The 23,183-nt window shown below is 71.5% G+C and carries 22 protein-coding genes; 12 read left to right on the top strand and 10 right to left on the bottom strand.

Annotated elements, in window-relative coordinates; all coding sequences use genetic code 11:
• The first annotated feature begins 206 nt into the window (after positions 1-206).
• Positions 207-1,778 carry an APC family permease gene (locus tag M5362_RS24670; protein WP_260229915.1) on the top strand — a complete coding sequence of 524 codons (1,572 nt, stop codon included), beginning with the start codon at positions 207-209 and terminating at the stop codon, positions 1,776-1,778.
• Positions 1,779-1,873: 95 nt separating this feature from the next.
• Here the strand turns inward: M5362_RS24670 and M5362_RS24665 are convergent, their stop codons facing one another.
• The 4 genes from M5362_RS24665 to M5362_RS24650 form a co-directional block, all read right to left on the bottom strand.
• Positions 1,874-2,098, bottom strand: coding sequence for a hypothetical protein (locus M5362_RS24665; RefSeq protein WP_260229914.1), 225 nt, complete (start codon positions 2,096-2,098; stop codon positions 1,874-1,876).
• 92 nt (positions 2,099-2,190) lie between these two features.
• Complete coding sequence (locus M5362_RS24660) at positions 2,191-2,658, bottom strand: carboxymuconolactone decarboxylase family protein (protein ID WP_260229913.1); 468 nt, start codon at positions 2,656-2,658, stop codon at positions 2,191-2,193.
• Between the two features lie 121 nt (positions 2,659-2,779).
• The gene (locus M5362_RS24655) at positions 2,780-3,535 is read right to left on the bottom strand and encodes a GNAT family N-acetyltransferase (RefSeq protein ID WP_260229912.1); all 756 of its coding nucleotides are present in this window, start codon (positions 3,533-3,535) and stop codon (positions 2,780-2,782) included.
• A complete protein-coding gene (locus M5362_RS24650) occupies positions 3,532-3,969 on the bottom strand; it encodes a nuclear transport factor 2 family protein (RefSeq protein WP_260229911.1) in 438 nt (145 codons plus the stop codon). Before M5362_RS24650 ends, M5362_RS24655 begins: the two co-directional genes overlap by 4 nt.
• Positions 3,970-4,055: 86 nt before the next feature.
• On the opposite strand from M5362_RS24650, the gene M5362_RS24645 reads away from it, so the two are divergent.
• Positions 4,056-4,589 carry a GNAT family N-acetyltransferase gene (locus M5362_RS24645; RefSeq protein WP_260229910.1) on the top strand — a complete coding sequence of 178 codons (534 nt, stop codon included), beginning with the start codon at positions 4,056-4,058 and terminating at the stop codon, positions 4,587-4,589.
• Here the strand turns inward: M5362_RS24645 and M5362_RS24640 are convergent.
• Complete coding sequence (locus M5362_RS24640) at positions 4,570-6,063, bottom strand: CehA/McbA family metallohydrolase (RefSeq protein ID WP_260229909.1); 1,494 nt, start codon at positions 6,061-6,063, stop codon at positions 4,570-4,572. The two genes, M5362_RS24645 and M5362_RS24640, sit on opposite strands and share 20 nt — an antisense overlap.
• Before the next feature lie 101 nt (positions 6,064-6,164).
• Here M5362_RS24640 and M5362_RS24635 point away from each other — a divergent pair, with 101 nt between their 5' ends.
• From M5362_RS24635 to M5362_RS24615, 5 genes are all read left to right on the top strand, one after another.
• Positions 6,165-6,998, top strand: coding sequence for an LLM class F420-dependent oxidoreductase (locus M5362_RS24635; protein WP_260229908.1), 834 nt, complete (start codon positions 6,165-6,167; stop codon positions 6,996-6,998).
• Between the two features lie 43 nt (positions 6,999-7,041).
• Complete coding sequence (locus M5362_RS24630) at positions 7,042-7,335, top strand: hypothetical protein (protein WP_260229907.1); 294 nt, start codon at positions 7,042-7,044, stop codon at positions 7,333-7,335.
• The gene (locus M5362_RS24625; RefSeq protein ID WP_260229906.1) at positions 7,332-7,727 is read left to right on the top strand and encodes a PIN domain-containing protein; all 396 of its coding nucleotides are present in this window, start codon (positions 7,332-7,334) and stop codon (positions 7,725-7,727) included. The genes M5362_RS24630 and M5362_RS24625 overlap by 4 nt, the downstream gene beginning before the upstream one ends.
• A gap of 42 nt (positions 7,728-7,769) precedes the next feature.
• Entirely contained in the window at positions 7,770-10,361 is a 2,592-nt protein-coding gene (locus tag M5362_RS24620; protein WP_260229905.1) for a bifunctional FO biosynthesis protein CofGH, read from the top strand.
• Between the two features lie 156 nt (positions 10,362-10,517).
• Complete coding sequence (locus M5362_RS24615) at positions 10,518-11,636, top strand: ADP-ribosylglycohydrolase family protein (RefSeq protein WP_260229904.1); 1,119 nt, start codon at positions 10,518-10,520, stop codon at positions 11,634-11,636.
• On the opposite strand, the gene M5362_RS24610 is transcribed toward M5362_RS24615, so the two are convergent.
• Both M5362_RS24610 and M5362_RS24605 read right to left on the bottom strand, forming a co-directional pair.
• The gene (locus tag M5362_RS24610; RefSeq protein ID WP_260229903.1) at positions 11,621-13,168 is read right to left on the bottom strand and encodes a sodium:solute symporter family protein; all 1,548 of its coding nucleotides are present in this window, start codon (positions 13,166-13,168) and stop codon (positions 11,621-11,623) included. The genes M5362_RS24615 and M5362_RS24610 overlap by 16 nt on opposite strands.
• 209 nt (positions 13,169-13,377) lie before the next feature.
• Positions 13,378-14,160, bottom strand: a complete 783-nt coding sequence (locus M5362_RS24605) for an SDR family oxidoreductase (RefSeq protein ID WP_260229902.1) — start codon at positions 14,158-14,160, stop codon at positions 13,378-13,380.
• A gap of 83 nt (positions 14,161-14,243) precedes the next feature.
• Here M5362_RS24605 and M5362_RS24600 point away from each other — a divergent pair, with 83 nt between their 5' ends.
• A complete protein-coding gene (locus M5362_RS24600) occupies positions 14,244-15,077 on the top strand; it encodes a hypothetical protein (protein ID WP_260229901.1) in 834 nt (277 codons plus the stop codon).
• Positions 15,078-15,174: 97 nt separating this feature from the next.
• Here the strand turns inward: M5362_RS24600 and M5362_RS24595 are convergent, their stop codons facing one another.
• The 3 genes from M5362_RS24595 to M5362_RS24585 form a co-directional block, all read right to left on the bottom strand.
• Complete coding sequence (locus M5362_RS24595) at positions 15,175-15,384, bottom strand: DUF397 domain-containing protein (RefSeq protein WP_260229900.1); 210 nt, start codon at positions 15,382-15,384, stop codon at positions 15,175-15,177.
• A 191-nt stretch (positions 15,385-15,575) separates the two neighbouring features.
• Positions 15,576-16,436: a helix-turn-helix transcriptional regulator gene (locus M5362_RS24590; protein ID WP_260229899.1), complete on the bottom strand. Its 861-nt coding sequence runs from the start codon at positions 16,434-16,436 to the stop codon at positions 15,576-15,578.
• 169 nt (positions 16,437-16,605) lie between these two features.
• Positions 16,606-17,310, bottom strand: coding sequence for a GPP34 family phosphoprotein (locus tag M5362_RS24585; protein ID WP_260229898.1), 705 nt, complete (start codon positions 17,308-17,310; stop codon positions 16,606-16,608).
• A gap of 162 nt (positions 17,311-17,472) precedes the next feature.
• Between M5362_RS24585 and M5362_RS24580 the strand changes: the two genes are divergently transcribed.
• The 4 genes from M5362_RS24580 (at position 17,473) to M5362_RS24565 (ending at position 23,162) form a co-directional block, all read left to right on the top strand.
• Positions 17,473-19,959, top strand: a complete 2,487-nt coding sequence (locus tag M5362_RS24580) for a serine hydrolase (protein ID WP_260229897.1) — start codon at positions 17,473-17,475, stop codon at positions 19,957-19,959.
• A 105-nt stretch (positions 19,960-20,064) separates the two neighbouring features.
• Positions 20,065-21,900, top strand: a complete 1,836-nt coding sequence (locus M5362_RS24575; RefSeq protein WP_260229896.1) for an MFS transporter — start codon at positions 20,065-20,067, stop codon at positions 21,898-21,900.
• A gap of 70 nt (positions 21,901-21,970) precedes the next feature.
• Positions 21,971-22,840, top strand: coding sequence for an adhesin (locus M5362_RS24570; RefSeq protein ID WP_260229895.1), 870 nt, complete (start codon positions 21,971-21,973; stop codon positions 22,838-22,840).
• Positions 22,841-22,913: 73 nt separating this feature from the next.
• On the top strand, positions 22,914-23,162 hold the full coding sequence (locus M5362_RS24565) for a hypothetical protein (RefSeq protein WP_260229894.1): 249 nt from the start codon (positions 22,914-22,916) through the stop codon (positions 23,160-23,162).
• Positions 23,163-23,183: the final 21 nt, after the last annotated feature.

Here is a 23,183-nt window from a genome sequence, read left to right as displayed (position 1 = left end):
GAAACGGACATTTGGGACAGTGCTGCGGTTCCCGTATATCGGACGGCCTTCGGGGCGCCTACCAATCGGTCGGTTCGGACGCGTAGTCGATCTTTCAATCAATGACGCGAGGGGGTCGTCGCCCTCGCAATGCAAGGCAGGGATCGCTCAATGTCCCGGACTTGCGTCCTCCGGATGTGGAAACCGCAGCACTTAACGTCCTGTTCATGACTCAGGTGGATGCACGGCCCCAGGCCGGAGACACGGTAAGGGGCGTCACCGCCTCGGGTGACAGCCACGGCGTACGCACCAAGGGACTCGGCGGCAACTCCGTCGGACTGATGGGCAGTGCCGTCATCGGCATCTCGACCGTCGCCCCGGTCTACTGTCTGACCTCCACGCTCGGCTCCACGGCCGGCGAGGTCGGGCTCCAGATGCCCGCGATCTTCCTCGCGGGCTTCCTCCCGATGCTCCTCGTCGCCTTCGCGTACCGGGAGCTCAACAGGGTCATGCCGGACTGCGGCACCTCCTTCACCTGGACGGTCAAGGCCTTCGGCCCCAGGATCGGCTGGATGTGCGGCTGGGGCCTCGTCATCGCGACGATCATCGTGCTCTCCAACCTGGCCGGCGTAGCGACCTCGTACTTCTGGCTCCTCGCCGGTGAGATCGCCGGCAGCGACTCCATCGCCGCCCTGGACGACAACAAGGCCGTCCACATCCTCACCTGCCTCGCGCTCATCGCCCTCGCGACCGCGATCAGCTACCGCGGGATGACCGCCACCAAGGGCGTGCAGTACGCCCTCGTCGGCCTCCAGCTCGTCGTCCTCGCGCTCTTCGTCGCGATGGCCTTCCAGAAGGCGTCCAGCGGCGCCTTCGACACCGGGCTCTCCTTCTCCTGGTCGTGGATGAACCCGTTCGCCGTCCAGTCCTTCGCCGCCTTCACGGCCGGTCTGTCCCTCTCGATCTTCATGTACTGGGGCTGGGACGCCTGCATGGCGACCAACGAGGAGACCACGGGCAGCGCCAAGACCCCCGGCCGCGCCGCGCTCATCGCGATGGTCGTCCTGGTCGGCTCCTACCTCGCCACCGGCGTCGCCGCGCAGATGGCCGTCGGCTCCGGCGACAGCGGCCTCGGCCTCGCCAACCCGGAGACCTCCGACAACGTCTTCGCCGCCCTCGCCGGGCCGGTCATGGGCCCGGCCCTCGGCATCCTGCTCTTCGTCGCCGTCCTCGCGTCGGCGGCGGCCAGCCTCCAGACGACGTTCATCCCGGTGGCCCGCACCGTGCTGGCGATGTCGACGTACGAGGCGCTCCCCGCGTCCTTCGCCAAGGTCCACCCGCGCTTCAAGGTGCCGGGCAAGGCCACGATCATCGCGGGCGTCGCCACCGGTGTCTTCTACACGGTGATGACCCTGGTCAGCGAGAACGTCCTGGTCGACACGATCTACGCGCTCGGCCTGATGATCTGCTTCTACTACTCGCTGACCGCGTTCGCCTGTGCCTGGTACTTCCGCAAGGAGCTCTTCCGCTCCGGCCGGGACTTCGTCTACAAGGGCCTGTGCCCGGTCCTCGGCGGCGTCCTGCTCACCGCCGTCTTCGGCAAGACGCTCTACGACATGTGGGACCCGGCCTACGGCAGCGGCTCCTCGGTCCTCGGCGTCGGGTCGGTCTTCGTGATCGGCGTCGGACTGCTGCTGCTCGGCCTGGTGATCATGCTGGTCATGCAGCGCAGGAGCCCCGCGTTCTTCCGGGGCGAGGTGCTCACGAAGGAGACGCCTTCGCTGGTGGTCGCGGACTGACGGTCCCTGGCAGGAAGAACCTGAGTCACGAAACGCGAGGTGGCGGGAGCCGGAAGGCGCTCCCGCCACCTCGTGCGTTCTCCGCGCGGCGCGCCTCAGTGGCCGGGGAGCAGCCCTTCCACGGCCGCGTTGGCGGCCGGCAGCGCGGCCGCCGCGGAGGCGGCGGGCCTCTCCTGGGGGTCCAGGAGGCCGCTCAGCGGTACGACGGAGGGAAGGTGGGCGTTGCCGAGGTCGGCCGTGCCGGCGGCAGCGGCCCCGGCGGCGCCGATGCTCCCGGCGACGGCGAGCCCGGTCAGGGCTGCGGTGAGGATCTTCTTCATGCCCCCACCAACGAGCGGCACCCCCGCGAGGTGGCGCCCCTGCGAGGTGGCGCCCCCGCGAGGTGGCGCCCCCGGACGAGGAGGCCTCCGGGTCAGAGAGCCACGCCCGCCGGCTGCCTGACCGTCACGTTGATCCGGTTGAACAGGTTGGTCAGCGCGACCATCAGCACGATCGCGGAGAGCTGCTTCTCGTCGAAGTGGTCGGCGGCCGCGTCCCACACCGCGTCCGGCACCGCGTCCGAGGTGTCGGCCAGCCGCGTCGCGTGCTCGGCCAGCGCGAGCGCGGCCCGCTCCTCGTCGGTGAAGTACGGCGCCTCGCGCCAGGCGGCGACCGCGAAGAGCTTCTCGTCGCTCATCCCGGCCTTCCGGGCACTCTTGACGCCGAAGTCGACGCAGAATCCGCAGCCGTTGATCTGGCTGGCCCGCAGGTGCACGAGCTCAAGGGTCGACTCCGGGACACCGCCCTGACGGGTGGCCTTCACCAGGGCCTGGATCGCGGCTCCGGCGTCGGGGAGGACGTAGGCGGGGTTGGTCATCCGGGGGGTGATCTCGTGCAGCATCGTGGTCGCTCCTTCAGCGGTCCGTGGGGCGCTCTCCGTCGCCTTCACCGCATTGACGGAGCGCGCGCCACGGATGTGACACGTCCGGAGAAGTTTTTTCAGGAGCCCGGTCCGGAGCCGGTCAGGAGGCCGGTTCGGCGATCAGGGCGGTGGCGATCGTACGGAATCCGAGGCGGCCGTAGAGGCGGGCCACGCTCTCGTCGGTGGCCGTCAGGAAGACCGTCTCCACGCCGTGGGCGCGGGCGTCCGCGATCAGCGCGGCGGTGACCGCGAGACCCAGGCCCCGGCGGCGGGCGGTCGGCAGGGTGCCGACGCCGACGACCTCGGAGACCGGGCCGACGGGCTGGTGCTGCCCGGAGGAGAGCGCCGTGCCGTCCGCGTCCACCGCGGCGGCGAGGCGGGTGAGGCCCGCCGCGATCCGGGCGGCGAGCTCGGCGGCGGCCGCCGGGGAGGGCTCGACGCCGAAGGCCGCGTACGGGACGGCGGCCGCGCCCGGCAGGACGGGATCGCCGGCGCCGACCATCCCGACGGTCACGCCCTCGGGCGGGGCCGGGAGCACGCCCTCGCCTTCGAGGACCATCAGCGGGTGCTCGTGCACGACGAGCCCGCTCTTCTCGACGGCCGCGCGCAGCCCGGGCGTCGTCTCCGCCACCCACTCGAAGGCCTCGGGCACCCCCAGCTCCCGCTGGCGCGCCCGGACCCGGTCCACCTCGGAGACCGTCACCTCCCCGGACCGGCCGAGCGCCGGCCGCGCGTAGTACGGCCAGCCCTCTCCCTCCCGTACGAAGAGGGTCAGCGGCCCGAACTCCTCGGCGCGGGCGGCGGATCGGGGGACGGAGTCGTAGTACGTCTCGAGGCGGTTCAGCATGCGGGTCATCCAAGCAGCTGCGTCCGGGGCAGCGCCGGTGGATTTCCCTGCTTCCAGGCGATGAGCAGATCGGCCCGGGACAGGCGCCAGCCGTCGGGGGTGCGGACGAACTCGTTCTCCGTGCGCCCGCCGGACAGGAACAGCCCGCCGCCGTCGGCCAGTACGTGGGTGGAGAGCTGGTTGCCGAGGAGGGTGGCACGGTCGCCGTCCACCTCGACGAGGTAGTTGGAGCCGAAGTGCACGGTCCGGTCGAAGAGCCCCATCGCCATCCGCACGTTGGCGGCGATGGCCTCACGTCCCCGGGTGTCGCCGGCGGGGGTCGAGCTGGTCGCGTCCTTGGTGAAGAAGGCGGCGGCCCAGCCGTCGCCGAAGGGGCCGCGGTCGTCGAGGGAGCGGAGGTAGCGGTCGAAGTGGCGGGTGATGTCAGCGGTGTCCGTGTCCATGCGAGGAGACTCGTACGTCAACCAAGGTTGAGGTCAAGGGCCGGGCCGCGACGTCCGGGGCGGGCGGGGTGCGAGACGATGGGGGCATGACCGAGATCCTCACGCCCCGTCTCCTCCTCCGCCGCTGGACCGACGACGACCTCGTGCCCATGGCCGAGATCAACGCCGACCCCGAGGTGATGCGCTGGATCGGCGACGGTTCCGTCCGGGATCTGGAGCAGACCGCCGAGGACATCGAGCGGTGGGAGGAGGAGTGGGACGACGAGGGCTTCGGGCTCTTCGCCGTCGAGCTGCTCGGCTCCGGCGAGCTGATCGGTTTCGCCGGGCTCTCCGTGCCCCTGTTCCTGCCCGAGCTGCGGCACGAGGTGGAGATCGGCTGGCGGCTCGGCCGGCAGTTCTGGGGGCAGGGATACGCCTCCGAGGCCGCCCACGCGGTCCTGGAGTTCGCGCTCCAGGACCGCGGCCTCGACCGGGTCGTCGGCATCGCCCACATCTCCAACGAGGCCTCCGAGAACGTCATGCGCAAGCTCGGCATGACTCCGGAGCGCGAGACGGACCACCCGGAGTTCGGCGTCCCCCTGCGCGTCCACGCCATCGACCTCAGCGAGTACCAGGGCTGACCCCGCGGGCCTCCAGGAACACCGGGTTCGTGAAGGCCGCGAGCGCGCCCGGCAGCGGGGGCAGCACGGCCGGGTGGCGGACCTCCGCCCGTACGTAGGAGGCGTACGCCGCCGTCGTCACCCACTCCACCGGACCGGGGCCCTGCGCGGTGTGCAGGACGCCCTGGTCCGTGACGAGGCGGACCGTGCCGCCCGCCGGGGCACCGCTCACCGTGAGCCGGACCGTGACGGGCTCGTCCGCCGGGACCCCGAGCCGCTCGCCGATCCCGGCCGTCCGTCCCCGCCCGTCCGTGACCGAGAAGTCCAGGGAGACGGCCGAGGACTCGGCGACGTACGAACGGCCCGCGCGCAGCCCCTTCAGGATCGCCGCGCGGCTCAGGTCGTCGGCGAGGACCACGGTCTGCGGGGTGCCGACGAGGTCCGGATCCCGGTGGGCGTCGCTGTTGCCCATCGCCGGGGTCCAGCGGCCCCTGGCGAGCGCCGCGTCCCAGCCGGCCAGCGACACCTCGTCGTCCGGGGTGTAGGGGCCGTTCCACACCTCGACCGCGTCCGCGTCGCCGAAGCCGAACTTCCAGTTGCAGCCGATGCAGGTGGCGTGCGGATGCGCCGGGACGACCAGGCCGCCCGCCCGGCGGATCTCGCGCGCGAAATGCCCGAAACGGTTCTCCCGCGCCCGGTAGCGCCAGTCCACGAACGTGCCCGGGTCCGTGCCCAGGGCCAGGACGTGGCCGTTGCGGGTGGTGATCTCCTCACCGAGCAGGATCAGCAGGTCGTCCCCGGCGTGCTCGGCCCACGCCCCGTGCGCGGCATGGGTGTTGTGCTCGGTGGTGGCCAGGAAGTCCAGCCCGGCGGCCCGCGCGAGGGCGGCCACCTCGGCGGGCGTGCGGCGCCCGTCCGAGTACACCGTGTGCAGATGGCAGTCGCCGCGGTACCAGGCCCGCCCGCGCCCCTCGGCCCGCTCGGGCGGATGCACGGGCCTGGGTGTGGGCAGGGAGGCGCCGAAGCGGAGGGTGATCGTCACCGAGTACGTGAGCCCCTGCGGCGCCACCGTGTAGGGGGCGAGCACGACGAACCACGTCCCGGCCTTCAGCGGGCCCGCGACATAGCCGGGCGTCGCCTCGTCGGCGCGCAGGAAGAACTCCTTGCGCGCCCCGCCCGACCAGCCGCGGAACCCCTTGCCGCCGAGCTCGGTACCGCGCTGGTCGAAGATGCCGATGTCCAGGGCGTTGCCCTGGGTCCCGGCGGGGACGGCGGGGCGCTCGTAGGCGTACGCGACATGGATCTCGCGCACCCCGCGCGGGATCTCGACGGGGAGGTACACATAGTCGGGGGAGCCGGGCGGCAGCGTGCCGCCGACCGTCTCCGTCCGGTCGCCGCCGGGGGTGTCCGCGGCGTGCGCGAAGCTCACGGTTCCCAAGGTAAGGGCGGAGGCGACGCTCGTCGTCAGGAGCGTTCGTCGGGTCGGTTCGCTCATGTCCGGCACCCTCGTAGTAGGGCGTGAACTCCCGGACAACGCAAGAGGCCCGCGGTGTCGCGACTCTCGGAAATCCCGGCCGCACCCCCTACCGTGCCGCTATGCGGATCTCGACCACGATCTTCCTGACCGACGAGACCATCACCCCCGTCCGCCTCGCGCGCGAACTGGAGCAGCGCGGCTTCGCGGGGCTCTACCTCCCCGAACACACCCACATCCCGACCGAGCGCACGACGCCCTATCCGGCCGCGGGCACCGAACTGCCCCCGGAGTACGGCCGCACCCTCGACCCCTTCGTCGCGCTCGGCCAGGCCGCCGCCGTCACCGAGCGGCTCGCGCTCGGCACCGGCATCACCCTGGTCACCCAGCACGACCCGATCGACCTGGCCAAGCAGATCGCCACCCTCGACCATCTCTCGGGCGGACGCTTCACCCTCGGCGTCGGCTTCGGCTGGAACAAGGAGGAGGCCGCCGACCACGGGGTGGAGTGGTCGACGCGGCGCGAGCTCGGCCGTGAGCGGATGGCGCTGATGCGGGCGCTGTGGGCGGCCGAACCGACCGGCTACGACGGCGGGTTCGGGGTGTCGGTCCGCGCCTCCTACGCGTACCCCAAGCCGGCCGGCGGCGCCCCGCGCACCCTCGTCGGCGGCGCGGCGGGCCCCAAGCTCTTCGCCCACATCGCCGAGTACGCGGACGGCTGGATGCCGATCGGCGGCCGCGGCCTGTCGGAGTCGCTGCCGGTGCTCCGCGAGGTCTGGGAGAAGGCGGGCCGCGACCCGAAGGCCCTCCAGGTCGTCCCGTACGCGGTCCTGCCGAACCCGGGGAAGCTCGCGCACTACGCGGAGCTGGGCTGCGAGGAGGTGGTGCTGCAACTGCCACCGGGGGACGAGGCGGAGGTACTGGGGGTGCTCGACGAGTACGCGCGGTACCTGTAGAGCGGCAGACAGTTCTCATGGAAGTTCTGTTAGAGTTCGAGGTATGGGTGAATCGACGCACGCTCCCGGCGAGGGGCCCACGCACACCAAGTCGGTGTCCTTCCATCTCGGCACCACCGAGGCGGTGAACGCGCGCGTCGGTTCCCGCGGCTTCTCCAGCTACGTGGAACAGGCTGTCCAGCGCCAGATCGAGCGGGACAACCTTGCCGAACTGATCGCGGCGAACGAGGAGATCCACGGTTCGCTGACCTCCGACGAGATCGAGGCGGCTCGCCTGGAGTTGGGCGAGGCTCGGCGCCGTGCGGCGGCAGGCGGCGAGGCGGAGCAGGCGGCGTGAGCGGCACCCTCGTACTCGACTCTGAAGGGCTCTCCCGTTATCTGCGCGGCGACCGCACGGTTACGGCGCGCCTCGAGGCGGCGCGCCTGGACGACATGCGGGTCGTCGTCAGCGCGGTGACGATCGTGGAGGCCGACCCGCAGGGTGCGAACCGAGCGCGGGTCTCCTGGGCCCTCTCCCGGCTGGCTGTCGAGCCGGTCACCAAGGAACTTGCGACGGCGGCCGTCGCCCTGCTCGCCGAGATCGACAGCAGTGGCGGCCACAAGTACGCGCTGGACGCCCTCGTGGCTGCGACCGCGCGCGCCGCGCATCCGCCGGTCGTCGTGCTGACCTCCGACCCTGAGGATCTTGAACGGCTCTGCGGGCCGCGTGTCGCCGTACTCAAGACCTGACTGGGCCTCCTTGTCGTGTGAGGTCACTCGTATGCTCGGTCCATGACGGATCAGCAGCCCGTACCGGCAGAACGGCCCACCGAGAACGCCATGCGCCGCGCCCTCAAGAGGGCCAGGGACGGGGTGGCGCTCGACGTCGCCGAGGCCGCCGTGCTGCTTCAGGCGCGGGGCGCCGACCTGGACGACCTGGTCGCCTCCGCCGGCCGGGTGCGGGACGCCGGTCTGGAGGCCGCCGGGCGGCCCGGTGTCATCACGTACTCCAAGAGCGTGTTCATCCCGCTCACCCGGCTGTGCCGGGACAAGTGCCACTACTGCACGTTCGTCACCGTGCCGGGCAAGCTGCGCCGCGCCGGGCACGGGATGTTCATGTCCCCCGACGAGGTCCTCGACATCGCCCGCCGCGGCGCCGAACTGGGCTGCAAGGAAGCCCTGATCACGCTCGGCGACAAGCCCGAGGACCGCTGGCCCGAGGCGCGCGAGTGGCTCGACGCGCACGGCTACGACGACACCCTCGCCTACGTACGGGCCATGGCGATCCGGATCCTGGAGGAGACCGGTCTCCTGCCCCACCTCAACCCGGGCGTGCTGTCCTGGACCGACTTCCAGCGGCTCAAGCCCGTCGCGCCCTCCATGGGCATGATGCTGGAGACGACCGCCACCCGGCTCTGGTCCGAGCCCGGCGGCCCGCACCACGGCTCCCCCGACAAGGAGCCGGCCGTCCGGCTGCGGGTCCTGGAGGACGCCGGACGCTCGTCGGTCCCGTTCACCAGCGGGCTGCTCATCGGGATCGGCGAGACGTACGAGGAGCGGGCCGACTCCCTCTTCGCGCTGCGCCGGGTCTCCCGCGCGTACCACTCCGTCCAGGAGCTGATCATCCAGAACTTCCGCGCCAAGCCGGACACGGCGATGCGCGGCATGCCGGACGCCGAACTGGACGACCTGATCGCCACGATCGCCGTCGCCCGGCACATCATGGGCCCCTCCGCCTGCCTCCAGGCCCCGCCGAACCTCGTCGACGAGGAGTACGGACGGCTCATCGGCGCCGGCATCGACGACTGGGGCGGTGTCTCCCCGCTCACCATCGACCATGTGAACCCGGAGCGGCCCTGGCCGCAGATCGACACCCTCGCCGAGAAGTCCCGCGCCGCCGGATTCGAGCTGCGTGAACGGCTCTGCGTCTACCCGGAGTTCGTCGGCCGCGGGGAGCCCTGGCTCGATCCGCGTCTGCTGCCGCACGTACGGGCGCTCGCCGACCCGGAGACCGGCCTGGCCAACCCGGACGCGGTGGTGCGCGGGCTTCCCTGGCAGGAGCCGGACGAGGCGTTCACGGCGGCCGGCCGCACCGACCTGCACCGCACGATCGACACCACCGGCCGCACCCACGACCGCCGCGAGGACTTCGACGAGGTCTACGGCGACTGGGAGGCGCTCCGCGAGGCGGCGGCCCCCGGCATGGTCCCGCAGCGCATCGACACGGACGTACGGGCCGCGCTCGCGACCGCCGCCGACGACCCGACGAAGCTCACGGACGACGAGGCGCTCGCCCTGCTGCACGCCGACGGCCCTGCGCTCGACGCCCTGACCCGGATCGCCGACGACGTCCGGCGGGCGGTGGCCGGCGACGACGTCACGTACATCGTCACGCGGAACATCAACTTCACCAACGTCTGCTACACCGGCTGCCGGTTCTGCGCCTTCGCGCAGCGCCGTACGGACGCCGACGCGTACACGCTCTCGCTCGACCAGGTCGCCGACCGGGCCCAGCAGGCCTGGGAGGTCGGCGCGGTCGAGGTCTGCATGCAGGGCGGCATCCACCCGGACCTGCCCGGCACGGCGTACTTCGACATCGCGCGGGCGGTGAAGGAGCGCGTGCCCGGCATGCACGTCCACGCCTTCTCCCCGATGGAGGTCGTCAACGGCGCGACCCGGACCGGGCTCTCGATCCGGGAGTGGCTGACGGCGGCGAAGGAGGCCGGGCTCGACTCCATCCCCGGCACGGCCGCCGAGATCCTCGACGACGAGGTCCGCTGGGTCCTCACCAAGGGCAAGCTGCCCACGGCCACCTGGATCGAGGTCGTCACCACCGCCCACGAGCTGGGCATCCGCTCCTCGTCCACGATGATGTACGGGCACGTGGACCAGCCCCGGCACTGGCTCGGCCACTTCCGCACGCTGGCCCGGATCCAGCAGGAGACCGGTGGCTTCACCGAGTTCGTGACGCTGCCCTTCATCCACACCAACGCGCCCGTCTACCTCGCGGGCATCGCCCGGCCCGGCCCGACGGTCCGCGACAACCGCGCGGTGACGGCGATGGCACGGCTGCTGCTCCACCCGCACATCCCGAACATCCAGACCAGCTGGGTGAAGCTCGGCGCGGACGGCGCCGCCGAGATGCTCCGCTCGGGCGCCAACGACCTCGGCGGCACGCTGATGGAGGAGACCATCTCCCGTATGGCGGGCTCCAGTTACGGTTCGTACCGCTCGATCCGGGACCTCGTCGCGATCGCGGAGGCGGCGGGCCGCCCGTCGCGCCCGCGCACGACCCTCTACGGCGAGGTGCCCGAGGAGCGGCAGCGCGCGGCGACCGCCTCGGACGGGCACCTGCCGGAGCTGCTGCCGGTACTGGGGGACTGAGCCGGTTCACACCGCGACGAAACTTCCGGTGAACTGCGGTCGAAGACGGACAGAAAGGCGTCGGATCGCAAAAGGTTCAGCACTGCGAACGTGCGAACCCGGTCGATTACAGTGCTGCGAGATCGGTGCGCCGAGGGTTCCGGGGGAGGGCACGTCATGACCACGAGCGCCGCGGCCGTGTGGGGTCGCGCCGAACAGCAGGACTTCCGGGCCCGGGTCCGCGGCTGCCTCCTCGGCGGCGCCGTGGGCGACGCCCTCGGCGCGGGGGTCGCGGAGCTCCCCCTCGACGGGATCAGGGCCGCACACGGGCAGGAGGGCCTCACCGAGCCCGTCCCCGCGTACGGCAGACGCGGCGCCGTCACCGCCGCCACCCAGATGACCCTGTTCACCGTCGACGGGCTGATACGCGCCCAGGTCCGCCGCGACACCGGCGCCTGGCACCCGCCCACCGACGTCCACCGCGCCCATCTGCGCTGGGCGGCCACCCAGCGCGACTGGGGCCCCGACGAGCGCCGGAAGGACAACGGCTGGCTCGCCCGCGAGGAGTGGCTGTACGCCCGCCGGGACCCGGCCCGCGCCTGCCTCACCGGCCTCGGCGACGAGATCCTCGGCACCCTCGACAAGCCCAAGAACCCGGAGGCGGCCGACTCCGGAGCACTCGTCCGCTCGGCACCCTTCGGCCTTCTCGTCGGCTGGGAGCCGCAGCTGGTGTGCCAGCTGGCCGTCGAGTGCGCGGCGCAGACCCACGGAGACCCGGCCGCCCACCTCTCGGCCGGCGCGCTCGCCGTCGTCGTGCACGGTCTCGCGCGCGGCGAGAGCGTGGACGGCTCGGTCCAGCGGGCGCTGGCCCTGCTCACCCAGCGCCCCGGCCACGAACCCGTCACCGACGCCCTCCAGCGGGCGCTGGGAGCCGTACGCCAGGGAATGCCGAACGCGGTACGGGTCACCGACCTCGGCGCGGACGAGGACCGGGCGGAGGGCCAGCTCGCCGCGGCCGTGTACTGCGCCCTCGTCGGCGAGGACATCCGCCACGGCCTGCGCCTCGCGGTCAACCACGACGGCCCGTCGGCCGCGACGGGTGCCGTCACGGGTGCGCTGCTCGGCGCCCTGCACGGCGAGACGGCCCTCCCGCCGGCCTGGCTGGCCGAACTGGAGGGCCGTTCCACGATCCTGGAGCTGGCGGACGACTTCGCGATGGAGATGACCCAGGGCGCCGCCCTGCACAGCCCCGCGGAGTCGCACCCCGGCTGGCTCGCCCGCTATCCCAGGGGCTGACCGGCGCGCTCGTCCGGGGCGCCGGAGGTCTGCGGCGGTACGGCGGCGCCGTCGCCGTCCGAGTTGATCCGGTCCAGGACCGCGTCCCGCTCGGGGGTGTCCTCCGGCCTGACGAAGCCGATCAGGACGTAGAGGACCAGGGACGTGGCGAGCGGCGAGACGATCTGGATCTGGAGCTCGACGCCGTCCAGGCCGTAGTTGGTCAGCCAGAAGGCGAAGAGCCCGGCGGCCCAGGAGACCAGCGCCGCCGTGGGGCCGGACTTACGGAAGGTCTTCAGCAGGCCGAGCATGAACGGGATGGCGATCGGGCCCATCAGACCGGCCACCCACTTGATGACGACGGTGATGATGTCCTTGAAGGTCGGCGAGTTGACCTGGGTGGCGACCGCCATCGACAGGGCGAGGAACGCGATCGTCGACCAGCGTGCGGCGATCAGTCCGGCCTGCTGGGTCCAGCTCCGCGCCGCCTTGCTCATGACGGGGGCGATGTCCCGGGTGAAGACGGCCGCGATGGCGTTGGCGTCGGAGGAGCACATGGCCATCGTGTGGGAGAAGAAGCCGACGACGACCAGGCCGAGCAGTCCGTGCGGCAGCAGCTGCTCGGTCATCAGGGCGTAGCTGTCGGAGGCGTCGGGCTTCTGCGGGTCGACGAGCAGCGGCGCGACCCACATGGGGAAGAACAGGACCAGCGGCCAGACGAACCACAGGACCGCCGAGAGCCGGGCCGAGCGGGTGGCCTCGCGGGCGTTGGGGGTCGCCATGTAGCGCTGGGCCTGGTTCCACATGCCGCCGTTGTACTCGAAGGTCTTGATGAAGAGGTAAGCGAGCAGGAAGGTCAGCGTGTACGGGCCCGCGGTCGGCGCGGTGTGCCCCTGGAGCTCGGGCCGGTCCCAGACGTCCCACAGCGCGCTGATCCCGCCCAGCTCGGCGAGGACGGCGACGAGCATCGCGACACCGGCGAAGAACTGGATGACGAACTGGCCGAGTTCGGTGAGGGCGTCGGCCCACAGACCGCCGACCGTGCAGTAGATGCCGGTGATCACACCGGTGATGAGGATGCCCTGGTTGAGGGAGATCCCGGTGAAGACGGAGAGCAGGGTGGCGATCGCCGCCCACTTGGCGCCCACGTCGACGATCTTCAGCAGCACGCCGGACCAGGCCAGGGCCTGCTGGGTGGGGAGGTTGTACCGGTTCTTCAGGTACTCCAGCGGGGAGGCCACGTGGAGCCGTGAGCGGAGCCGGTTGAGGCGGGGCGCGAAGAGGTTCGCGCCGATCGCGATCCCGATGGCGATCGGGAAGGACCAGGTGACGTACGAGGTGACGCCGTAGGTGAACGCGATGCCGGCGTACCCGGTGAACATCACCGCGCTGTAGCCCGACATGTGGTGCGAGATGCCGGAGAGCCACCAGGGCATCTTGCCTCCGGCGGTGAAGAAGTCGGAGACGTTGTCCACGCGCTTGTGGGACCAGACTCCGATCGCGACCATGACGCCGAAATAGCCGATGAGCACGGCCCAGTCGAGACTGTTCATTGAGCCCCCTCCAGGGGTCCGGTCCGCCTTGTGAACGCCGTTCATGGTGTGGGGAGTTGCAGCCCTACGACAACGCGGTGGAGGGTCAAGAGCACGTAAAATCGTTCTTCGTGTTGACCTACATTCACATTTCTGAATCCAGATGGGGTCAAAAAGGGCCGCACGGTACGCCGTCGCGTCCCGTGCGGCCCGGCCTCGGCCCGCGCCGTCTACCGCATCAGCTCGCCCGCGTTGACGAGCAGCGACTGCCCGGTGATCGCCCGCGCCCGGTCGGAGGCGAGGAAGGCGGCCGCCTCCGCCACGTCCCCGTCGGTCGCCAGCTCGGGCAGCGCCATCCGCTCCGTGAGCCGCCCGAGCACCTCGGCCTCCGGCACCTCCTCGGTGTGCGCCGTGAACTGGACGTACGCCTGGACCGGCGGGCCCCACATCCACCCCGGCAGCACGGTGTTCACCCGGATCCGGTGCGGGCCCAGCTCGCGCGCCATCGAGTACATCGCCGAGGTCAGCGCCCCCTTCGAGGCCGCGTACGCCGCCTGCCGGACCTGCGAGGGCGCGGCCACCGCCGACTGCGTCCCGATGAGGACGACGGAGCCGCCGCGCTCCTTGAGCGCCGGCAGGCAGGCCCGCGTCATCCGCAGGGTGCCGAGCAGGTTGACGTCCAGGACGCCCTGCCAGGTGGCGAAGTCGGCGTCCTCGATCCCGCCGAAGTAGCTGTCCCAGGCGGCGACGTGGACGACGGCGTCGATCGCGCCGAACCGCTCCACCGCGAGCGCGGCGAGGGCCTCGCACTGCGCCTCGTCGGTGATGTCGGTGGCGCGGTGGGCCGTGCGGCGGCCCTCCGGGTCGATCTCCGCCGCCGACTTGGCGAGATTGGCCCCGGTGCGCGCGCCGAGGACCGCGTTGCCGCCGTCGCGCACCACGGTCTCGGCGATCCGGTGCCCGAGTCCGGCGCCGACACCCGACACGACCACGGTCTTTCCCTGGAGCAGCATCCGGGTGCCTCCCGACTCTGGCCATTCATCTGACGGCCCGTCAGAGTAGGGGGCTCCATCCGACTTGGGAAGGGGTCCCGAAGGTGAGCGAGGAGACGCGGAGCGAGACGTACGCGGAGCTGGCGGCGGTCGGCCCGTACGGGGTCCGCCCCGGCCACGCCCTGATCACGATGGTCGAACCGCACGCGGGCCACGAGTACGCGTACAACCGCTGGTACGAGGACGACCACTACTACGCGGGCGCGATGGCCATGCCCTGGATGTACGCGGGCCGCCGCTGGGTCGCCACCCGGGAACTCCAGGAACTGCGCCGCCCGGAGAAGTCCGCGGTCGCCCAGCCCGTCACGGCCGGCTGCTACCTCTCCACCTATTGGGTCACCGAGGGCCGCTACGACGACCACATGAAGTGGACCGTCTCCATCAACAAGCGGCTCAACCGCGACGCCCGCGTCTACCGCGACCGTACGCACGTCTTCACGGCCTTCCAGGACCACGAGGCGACCGTGTACCGGGACGGCGCGGCCGGTCCCCGCGACTTCCACGCCCTCGACCACCCGTACCAGGGCCTGATCCTCCAGGTGATCGACGCGGAGGGCCCCGAGGCGCGGGCGGAGCTGCTCGAACGCCTGGTCTCGCGCGAACTGCCGAAGCGACTCGCCGGCTCCCCTGCCGCGCTGGTCACCGTCTTCCGCCCGACACCGCTGCCGGGCGACCGGATGACCTACGTGAAGCAGGTCGAGGGCGTCGACACCCGGCTGACCCTGCTCTGGTTCCTGGAGCGCGACCCGCGGGCCTGCTGGGCGGACCACTTCGCCGACCTGGAGACGACCGGCGGGGAGTCGGGACGGGTGGAGCTGGTGGCCCCCTTCGTCCCGACGGTCCCGGGCACGGACCGGTACGTGGACGAACTGCGCTGATCGGCGCGGAGGAGACCCCGGACAGCAACCAGCCCCCTCGGCCAGGACGGCGATCCAGTCGAGAGGGCTTGCCTGAGGGTGCGGTGTGACGCCGGGGTCAGGCGCCGGGGCGGTCGCGCTCGCCGACGTCGAGGACGAACGCCGACCAGGTCTCGGGGGTGAAGGCGAGACCGGAGCGGGCGACGTCCTTCGAGTCCCGGACCCGGACCAGGAGGTGTCCCTGCGCCCTGACCTCTACGCAGTCGCCATTGACGGCCGAGTACGAGGACTTGGTCCATTCCGCCAGTGCGTCGTGCCGAAACAGCATCGTGACTCCGATGGTTGTGCCAGTGGGGTGGGTGACGTGCAATCCAGCCGCTTCGGCAGCGGCTCTGCCCTCGAAGCTACGCTGCAACATCACCTGGGATGAGACGCGTTCACCCATCTGGATGGCATATTCCATCGAGATCTGTGCACCGGGGTTCTCGCGGTGTAGAGTGCCCGCTTCCCCGGAATCGGCTACTCCGCCTGGAGCTCCTCGGCCACCCGGAGGATGAACTCGCGGGACTGTTCGGCACTCAGCGCCTTCGCCCTGAGGTGCTCGTACATCACCGCGTAGCTCTGGACGTCGATGGCCTTCTCCAGATAGAGGTCGCTGGTGACGCCCTCCAGGTAGACGACGCTGGCGTCCGTCGCCTCCTGGAACTCCAGGATGGCGAACTTTCCGTACATCCCCGGGTGGGCGCCGACGCCGTACGGCAGTACCTGGAGCGTGACGTGCGGCTTCTCGCTCAACTCGGCGAGGTGCGTCAGCTGGTCGGCCATGATCTGCGGATTGCCGACGACGCGGCGCAGCAGGGCCTCGTCGATGACGGCCCAGAACCGCAGCGGGTTGACCGGGTCGGAGAGGCGGTCCTGGCGCTTCAACCGGATCTGGATGCGCTTGTCGATGTCGACGGGGTTCGCCTCCGGCCACATCCCCTCGATCACCGCCTGCGCGTACTCGCGCGTCTGCAGGAGACCGGGAACGATGAGCGACTCGTAGACGCGCAGCGACGCCGCGTCCGTCTCCAGGCCGATGTAGACGCTGTACGGGATGTCGCCGAAGGCGTGCCACCAGCCCTGCTGGCGCGAGTCCTTGGCCATCTGCATCAGCGACTCGACGACGCGCTCGTCCTCGACCTCGTAGACCCCGCACAGATCCCGGACGTCGCGCTGGCTGATCGAACGGCGGCCGTTCTCGAGACGGCTGATCTTGGACTGCGACACCAGAAGGCGCTCGGCCACCTGCTCGGCCGTCATGTTCTTCTGCTCCCGGAGCCGGCGCAACTCCTGGCCCAATCGGCGTCGCCTGACGGTGGGGTTGACGTTGGACGCCACGGAAACTGCACCTCCGGCTGCGTAGCTGTGAGTATCTACTGCTTGGCAGACTGCCACCAAAGGTGCGGTGTGCGCTGGGAAATGACGACAACGTGTGCGGGGTGGCCTTGACGGCCACCCCGCACACGTCGTCGTGCGGCTCCCGAACGGGTTCTTGGTGCGTACGTGCTCAGTGCACGGCGGCGCGGGCCATGCTGCCGCGACGCGGCTGCTGTGGCACGCCACCCGGCGCACTGCGGCGCGGCTGGGCGGCCACACCGTTCTGGACGTCCATCACGGCGTGCGCCACGAGTCCGCCCATGGGGTCGTGCCGGATCAGATCGCGCAGCCGGGACCGCGACGACCGTCCTTCGTTCCCCGGGTACAGGTGCTTGCCGAGACCGACCGCGTGGGCCAGCGCGGCGAGCGCCGCGGTCCGCGGGTCCGGCGGTACGCCGGTGCGGATCGCACTGTCCAGCCGGGCCCTGATGTCCCGGCTGATTGCCGTGTCCGTCGCCTGGTAGCGAACCGTCGGCAGTACTCCGCACATCTGGCCCTCCACGGCATGCACCATGCCGCAGCGCTCCAGATGAGCGAGGTAGATCTGGCGCAGCCCCAGTCGGGGCCCGCCAATCCAGTGGACCGCCCGTACCGGGCTGCCACGACGGCGCAGCAGCTCCAGTGCGGAGTCCAGAGTCGGATCTCCGGTCGGCCGTGGCATCACCACGGCGATACGATCCCCGTCAGGGGCTATCCGTCCTGCCAGAGCCAGCTCCACTAGCTGTGCTCCGGCGAGGCCGAGGTCGAGCGACTGCGGCTGCGCTGTGGTACCCGTGGCCGGGTCCAGAGCGAGCAGCAGAAGCTCCTCCGGAATTGTTCTGCGGCTCCTGCCCATCCATGCCTCCCCGCGTGGATGAGTCACAGGGTGACCCCTCTCACATTCATCTGTCGAGAGCGCCTGGGTGCTTCGTACGGGAACCAGTAGGTATGTCGTTCTCGTCTAGCACGGGGGCCAAGGGGTTCACACAGGACACTGATAGATGGTTCGGACGTACTCATGACGCATGGAGGAGGCACGGTGGCGGGCGAGTCCCCCGACAAGGCGGAGCAGCAGGAGTCCTCGAAGGAGACGACTCCGGGCGGCGGCGGCCGGGATCCGCGGCTGTCGGTCCTCCGCGAGACCGCGTCACCGGTCCAGGTCGACCAGCCGACGGCCGTCTTCAGGACCTTGTCCCCGAGGGCGCCGGAGGACGACGCGCCCTCGGAGCGGACGGAGTCGGCGGACGAGTCGGACTCGGCGGACGTGTCGGATGCGGCGGACTCGGCGGACGTGTCGGACTCTGTGGATGCGTCGGACTCGGCGGACTCGGCGGACGCCGTGGAGTCGGTGGACGTGGAGGAGTCGGCGGACCGGGTCGAGTCGGTGGAGTCGGCTGACGCCGTGGAGTCGGGTGACGCGGAGGGCTCGGCCGATGCGTCGGGCTCTGCGGACGCTGCGGGCTCTGAGGGCTCCGCGGGGGAGGGTGACCGCCTGAGGGCCGCTGTGGCGGCCTGGGTCGCCACAGCGGACGAGGACGCGCCCACGGACCGCCCGGAGGCCGCAGGCGAGGCGACGGAAGCGGAGGCTGAGCCCTCCGCCGCGGACGACGCCCCGGCGACGGCCGCTGCCGAGGACGGCGACGACGAGGACGGCGACGCGGACGCGGAGTCGCGGGACGCCGTCCGTGACGACGCGTCGGACGCCGGATCGGAAGAGACCGGCCGCGACGGCGAGGACGGCGACGCGGACGCGGAGCCCGAGGCGTCCGGCGACGACAGCCCCGAGCCGTCCTGGTTCGCGCGGAAGCCCGACGCCGAGAAGCCCGACGCCGAGACCACCCCCGAGACCACCCCCGAGACCACCCCCGAGGCCGACGAGCAGGACGCCGTCGACCGTGACCGCGAACGTGACGCCGGGCCCGTCGATCAGCCCACCGCCGTGTTCAAGGCCGTCCGGCCGCCCGTCGTGGACCAGCCGACGACCGCGCTGAAGCTCCCGGTCACCCCCGAGACCGCTCCCGAGCGCCCGAGCACCTTCGTGCCGCTCCGCCCCGACACGCCGAAGCCCGCGCCCGCGTCCGCGCCCAAGGCGACCCCCAAGGCGACCCCGGCAGGCCCGTCGGGTCCGGAGACCCCGAAGGCGGCCGCGCCCGGCGCCACCCCCGTACCCCCGCCGTCGCTCGCCGAGGCCGAGCGGACCAGGCAGCAGCCCATGCCGCCGCTGCCCCCGCTCGACCTGCTCGCCGAGCTGACCAACACCCCGCCCCCGCCGGCGACCCCCCTGCGCACCACCGTCCGGCGGGTGCGGATCTGGACGCCGCTCGTCGTCCTGCTGTTGATCGTCTTTGCAGTCGTACAGTTCGTGAGACCGCTCCCGAACCCGACGCTCACGCTCTCCGCCGCCCCCACCTTCACCTTCGAGGGCGGCGAGCTGCAGATGCCGTGGCCCACCGAGGGCCAGGGCGCCGCCGAGGTCGAGGGCGTCGGTTCGCTCGGGACGTACGGGGCCCAGAAGCCCGCCCCGCTCGCGAGCGTGGCCAAGACGATGACCGCGTACGTGATCCTCCGCGACCACCCCATCAAGGGGAAGGGGCCCGGCCCCGAGATCGAGATCGACCAGAAGGCCGCCGACGAGGCCGGCGCCGAGTTCGAGTCGACCGCGGCGGTCAAGAAGGGCCAGAAGTACTCGGAGAAGGAGCTGATCCAGCTCCTCATGATCCCCTCCGCGAACAACGTGGCCCGGCTGCTCGCGCGCTGGGACGCCGGTTCCGAGGCCGCGTTCGTCGAGAAGATGAACGCCGCCGCCAAGGACCTCGGGATGACGGACTCGACGTACACCGACCCGTCGGGCCTGGAGTCGACCACCGTCTCGACCCCCCAGGACCAGCTGAAGCTGGCGAAGGCGGTCATGCAGTACGACGTGTTCCGGGAGATCGTGAACATGCCGAACCTCACCGTCGACGGCATTCCCGGCCAGATCGAGAACAACAACAACATCGTGCTCCAGCCCGGTGTCAGCGGGATCAAGACCGGCTCCTCCACCCCCGCCGGCGGCAACCTGCTCTGGGCCGCGAACACCGTGGTCGACGGCAAGCAGCGCCGCATCCTCGGCATCGTCATGGGAGCGAAGGACGCCCGGCTGCTGCACGAGAAGCTCCAGCTGTCGATCGACTACAGCCTCAAGCTGATCCAGCAGGCCCAGAAGGACGTCACCTCCGCCGCGGTGGTCCGCAAGGGTCAGGTCGTCGGCTACATCGACGACGGTCTCGGCGGCCGCACCCCCGTCGTCGCGGACAGGGAGCTCAAGGCCGTCGGCTGGCCGGGTCTGAAGGTCGACCTGGAGCTCACCGACGGCGGCAAGGCCGTCCCGCACACCGGCAAGGCCGGCGACGTCGTCGGCCAGGTGTCCATCGGCACCGGCACCGGCAAGGTCAGCGCGCCCGTCTCGCTCCAGAAGGACCTGGTGGAGCCCGGCTTCGACAAGAAGCTGACCCGTCTGGGCTGACGCTTCAGGGCGTCCCGGTCTCCCCGGGGCGCCCTGCTGTTAGCGTTCCGGAGACCGAGACATGGGCGAAAGGCAGTTCGGGAGCAGCACGGGAGAGGGCCGCGAGTGACCACCGCCGAGCCGACACGCGCCGACGAGGGCGCGCCGACGCGGGCCTCCGTGCCCACGCGAATAAACCTCCCGACTCCCCGGCGGCCCGCCCCGCCGTCCCCCACGTCGCGTCCCCGCCGGCGCCGCCGCCGCTACCCCGTCATGATCGCGACGGGTGTCGCCGCACTCACCCACGTCCTGTGGTTCTTCCTGTTCGCGAACAGTGGCGGCGACCTCGCCGCGCAGGACGCGTGGGCCGAGTTCGTGGGCCGGCATCCGGACTCCGCGTACAACCTCGCGTGGTACGGGGGGATGCACCCGGTCTCGTACAGCGTCGTCTCGCCGTACGTGATGTCGGTGCTCGGCGTGCGGACGACGATGATGATCGCGGGCACGGTCTCGGCCGGGCTCACGGCGCTGATCCTGGTGCGGGTGCGGGCGGTGCGCAATCCGCTCGCGTGCTCGCTGGCCGGGGTCTTCGCGTTCCTGTGCAACGCGCTGTCGGGGCGCGTGACGTTCGGGCTCGGCATGATGTTCGCGCTCGGCGCGGTCGCCGCCGTCTTCTGCTGGCCGTACCGCTGGCGCCACCGACGCTGGGCGAAGGCCGCGGTCGCCGCGCCGTTCGCCGGTGTCGCGACCGCCTGCAGCCCGGTCGCCGGACTCTTCCTCGGCGTCGCGGCGGCGGCGCTCTTCCTGAACCGGCGCCGGCCGGGCGCGTACGCCCTCGGCCTCGCCCCCGTACTCGTCGTCGCGCTCTCCTCCTGGCTGTTCCCGTTCTCCGGTACGCAGCCGATGTCGTGGGCGTCGACGGCGCTGCCGTTCCTCTTCGGGGTCCTGTGCTTCCTGCTGGTGCCGCGCGAGTGGCGCACGGTCCGCACCGGCGCGGCCGTGTACTCCGCGGGCACGCTGCTGACCTGGCTGATCGACTCGCAGATCGGGTCGAACGTCTCGCGCCTCGTGATGCTCTTCGCGGGTGTCGTGCTGCTCGCCGCGCTGCCGTACGCGGTCCCGCGCTCCCGCAAGTGGTACGCGGTCGTGGTGGCGTTCGCGGGGCTGAACGTCTGGATCGGCTTCAAGGGCGTCGACGACGTCATCCGTACCGCCCCTGACGCTTCGTGGGCGCGGGAGGTGGCGCCGCTGATCAACCAGCTCCAGGTGCGCGGGGCGGAGAAGGCGCGGGTGGAGGTCGTGCCGGCGTCCAGCCATCGCGAGTCCTCGGCGCTCAGCCCGTACATCAACCTGGCGCGGGGCTGGAACCGGCAGGCGGACATGGAGCGGAACCCGCTCTTCTACGACGACACCCTGAACGCCACGAACTACCAGGACTGGCTGGACCGCTGGGCGGTGCACTACGTCGTGCTGCCGACCGGGGCGCCCGACTCGGGCGCGGAGGTCGAGGCGGAGCTCGTCGGGGACGGGCTGCCGTATCTGAAGCAGGTCTGGTCGGACGCGAACTGGCGGCTGTACGAGGTGCAGGACCCGACCCCGCTCGCGGACCCTCCGGCCGAGGTGCGGCGGGCGGGCGCGAACGAGGTCGTGATCGAGGTCGACAGCCCGGGGCGGGTGCTGATCCGGGTGCCGTACTCGCCGTGGCTGGCGCTGGTCGACGAGCACGGCGGCAAGATCGAACCGCCGGAGGAGACGGAGGCGTCGAAGGCGGCGCGGGAGGCCTCGCCGGCGGAGCTGGAGAAGGTCTTCCTCAACGAGTCCGGCTGTCTGCTGAAGACGGAGGCGGACGCGGACGGCGACGAGTGGACGGAGCTGGTGGCGCCGAAGGCGGGCGTGTACACGCTGTCGGCTCCGTACAAGTTCTTCCCGCGGGGCACTGCATGCCCGGAGGAACTCCGCTGATTGGGCCCTAAAGTGTCCGGCTATGGCGTGCGACGTGTGCGGCGGTACGGGCAGGGGTCCCCTGCCGGGAATGGCGTGTCGGCACTGCGGCGTCGGCATCCGGACCGGAACAGGGGCCTGGGCCGGTGCCGGGACCGGGGCCGGCACCGGTCGTGGGGCCGGTGGTGGGATCCGGCGGGGCGGGGCGTGGGCGCTGGTGGCCGTGGTGGCCGTCGGCTGCCTGGCCCTGGTGGTGTCCCTCGGCGGGGCGGAGGAGCCGCCTCCGGCGTCGGAGACCGATCCGCCGGTACGGGCGTTGCCGGTGCTGCCGACGAGAAACGGCCCGACGGGGTTCCCCGGCGACGAGGCGGCGCCGCCGAGCGCGAGTACCTCGCCCTCCGGTTCTCCCTCCACGACGGCGCCCCACCCTCCCCCCTCTCCCCACGGGGCGCCCCACGAGGCTCGTTACGAGGAGTGGGCGGGCCCGGGCTGCGCGGGCGGGGCCTACACGGAGACGGGCCGGTACCAGGACGGCTTCGAGGGCTGGTACACCGTGACGAGGGGCGGCTTCCGGGGCGGGGGCTGCGACGGCCGCTTCTCGGCCATGCCGATGTCGGGCAGCTCGACGAAGGACCGTGACAACAGCGCCACCTGGAGCTGGCACGTCGGTCCGGGGTACGACACGTGCGCCCTGGCGGTCCACGTACCCAGCCCGCCCCGGCCCCAGGACGCGGCGGGCGAGCCCTCGGTCTACCAGGTCCTGGCGAACGGCACCCCGTACGCCACGTTCACCGTCTACCAGCCCGCGAACACCGGCTCGCTCCTCCCCGTCGGCTCCTACCCCCTCGGCACCCCCACCTTCACGGTCCGCCTCGTCGACCGCGGCCAGGACTGGGGCTCCAGCGCGCGGGAGGGGGCGCACCACGCGGCGGGTCAGATGCGGCTGACGTGCCAGGCGTAGCCGTGTAGCGGTGTTGACTCGGTTCACAGAAAATGGTCTCATTGCGCCAGCTCACGCGCGAAGGGGACCTGCTGTGGGACTGTGGCTCGGGTACGGGTTCATCTTTCTCGTCCAATGCGCCGTGCTGCTCGCTCAGTTCGGCGGCGCGGCCCTCTCCGTCCTGGGCACGGCCTGGCTCGGCCGCCGCGCCTGGGCCGCCCGTGGAGGCGACCGGCTCGACTTGCCGCCGGTCGCGTTCGCGCTGTTCGGAGCGGGGGTGTTCCTGCTGACGGCGGCGCTGCTGACCCGCTCGGCGGGGGAGCGACTGGGCTTGGACCTCTGACCGTACGAACCGCAGGAGTGA

The sequence above is a fragment of the Streptomyces sp. Je 1-79 genome, from assembly GCF_025195125.1.
Taxonomy (GTDB): Bacteria; Actinomycetota; Actinomycetes; order Streptomycetales; family Streptomycetaceae; genus Streptomyces.
This window is presented reverse-complemented; position numbering and strand designations above follow the sequence as displayed.

Excerpts from the sequence above, each read along its gene's own strand:
- M5362_RS24655 (WP_260229912.1), bottom strand. The coding sequence starts at position 3,535 with ATGACCCGCATGCTGAACCGCCTCGAGACGTACTACGACTCCGTCCCC.
- M5362_RS24635 (WP_260229908.1), top strand. The coding sequence starts at position 6,165 with ATGCGGATCTCGACCACGATCTTCCTGACCGACGAGACCATCACCCCC.
- M5362_RS24660 (WP_260229913.1), bottom strand. The coding sequence starts at position 2,658 with ATGCTGCACGAGATCACCCCCCGGATGACCAACCCCGCCTACGTCCTC.
- M5362_RS24610 (WP_260229903.1), bottom strand. The coding sequence starts at position 13,168 with ATGAACAGTCTCGACTGGGCCGTGCTCATCGGCTATTTCGGCGTCATG.
- M5362_RS24640 (WP_260229909.1), bottom strand. The coding sequence starts at position 6,063 with ATGAGCGAACCGACCCGACGAACGCTCCTGACGACGAGCGTCGCCTCC.
- M5362_RS24620 (WP_260229905.1), top strand. The coding sequence starts at position 7,770 with ATGACGGATCAGCAGCCCGTACCGGCAGAACGGCCCACCGAGAACGCC.
- M5362_RS24570 (WP_260229895.1), top strand. The coding sequence starts at position 21,971 with ATGGCGTGTCGGCACTGCGGCGTCGGCATCCGGACCGGAACAGGGGCC.
- M5362_RS24605 (WP_260229902.1), bottom strand. The coding sequence starts at position 14,160 with ATGCTGCTCCAGGGAAAGACCGTGGTCGTGTCGGGTGTCGGCGCCGGA.
- M5362_RS24650 (WP_260229911.1), bottom strand. The coding sequence starts at position 3,969 with ATGGACACGGACACCGCTGACATCACCCGCCACTTCGACCGCTACCTC.
- M5362_RS24595 (WP_260229900.1), bottom strand. The coding sequence starts at position 15,384 with ATGCTGTTTCGGCACGACGCACTGGCGGAATGGACCAAGTCCTCGTAC.
- M5362_RS24585 (WP_260229898.1), bottom strand. The coding sequence starts at position 17,310 with ATGGGCAGGAGCCGCAGAACAATTCCGGAGGAGCTTCTGCTGCTCGCT.
- M5362_RS24670 (WP_260229915.1), top strand. The coding sequence starts at position 207 with ATGACTCAGGTGGATGCACGGCCCCAGGCCGGAGACACGGTAAGGGGC.
- M5362_RS24580 (WP_260229897.1), top strand. The coding sequence starts at position 17,473 with ATGACGCATGGAGGAGGCACGGTGGCGGGCGAGTCCCCCGACAAGGCG.
- M5362_RS24615 (WP_260229904.1), top strand. The coding sequence starts at position 10,518 with ATGACCACGAGCGCCGCGGCCGTGTGGGGTCGCGCCGAACAGCAGGAC.
- M5362_RS24665 (WP_260229914.1), bottom strand. The coding sequence starts at position 2,098 with ATGAAGAAGATCCTCACCGCAGCCCTGACCGGGCTCGCCGTCGCCGGG.
- M5362_RS24645 (WP_260229910.1), top strand. The coding sequence starts at position 4,056 with ATGACCGAGATCCTCACGCCCCGTCTCCTCCTCCGCCGCTGGACCGAC.
- M5362_RS24630 (WP_260229907.1), top strand. The coding sequence starts at position 7,042 with ATGGGTGAATCGACGCACGCTCCCGGCGAGGGGCCCACGCACACCAAG.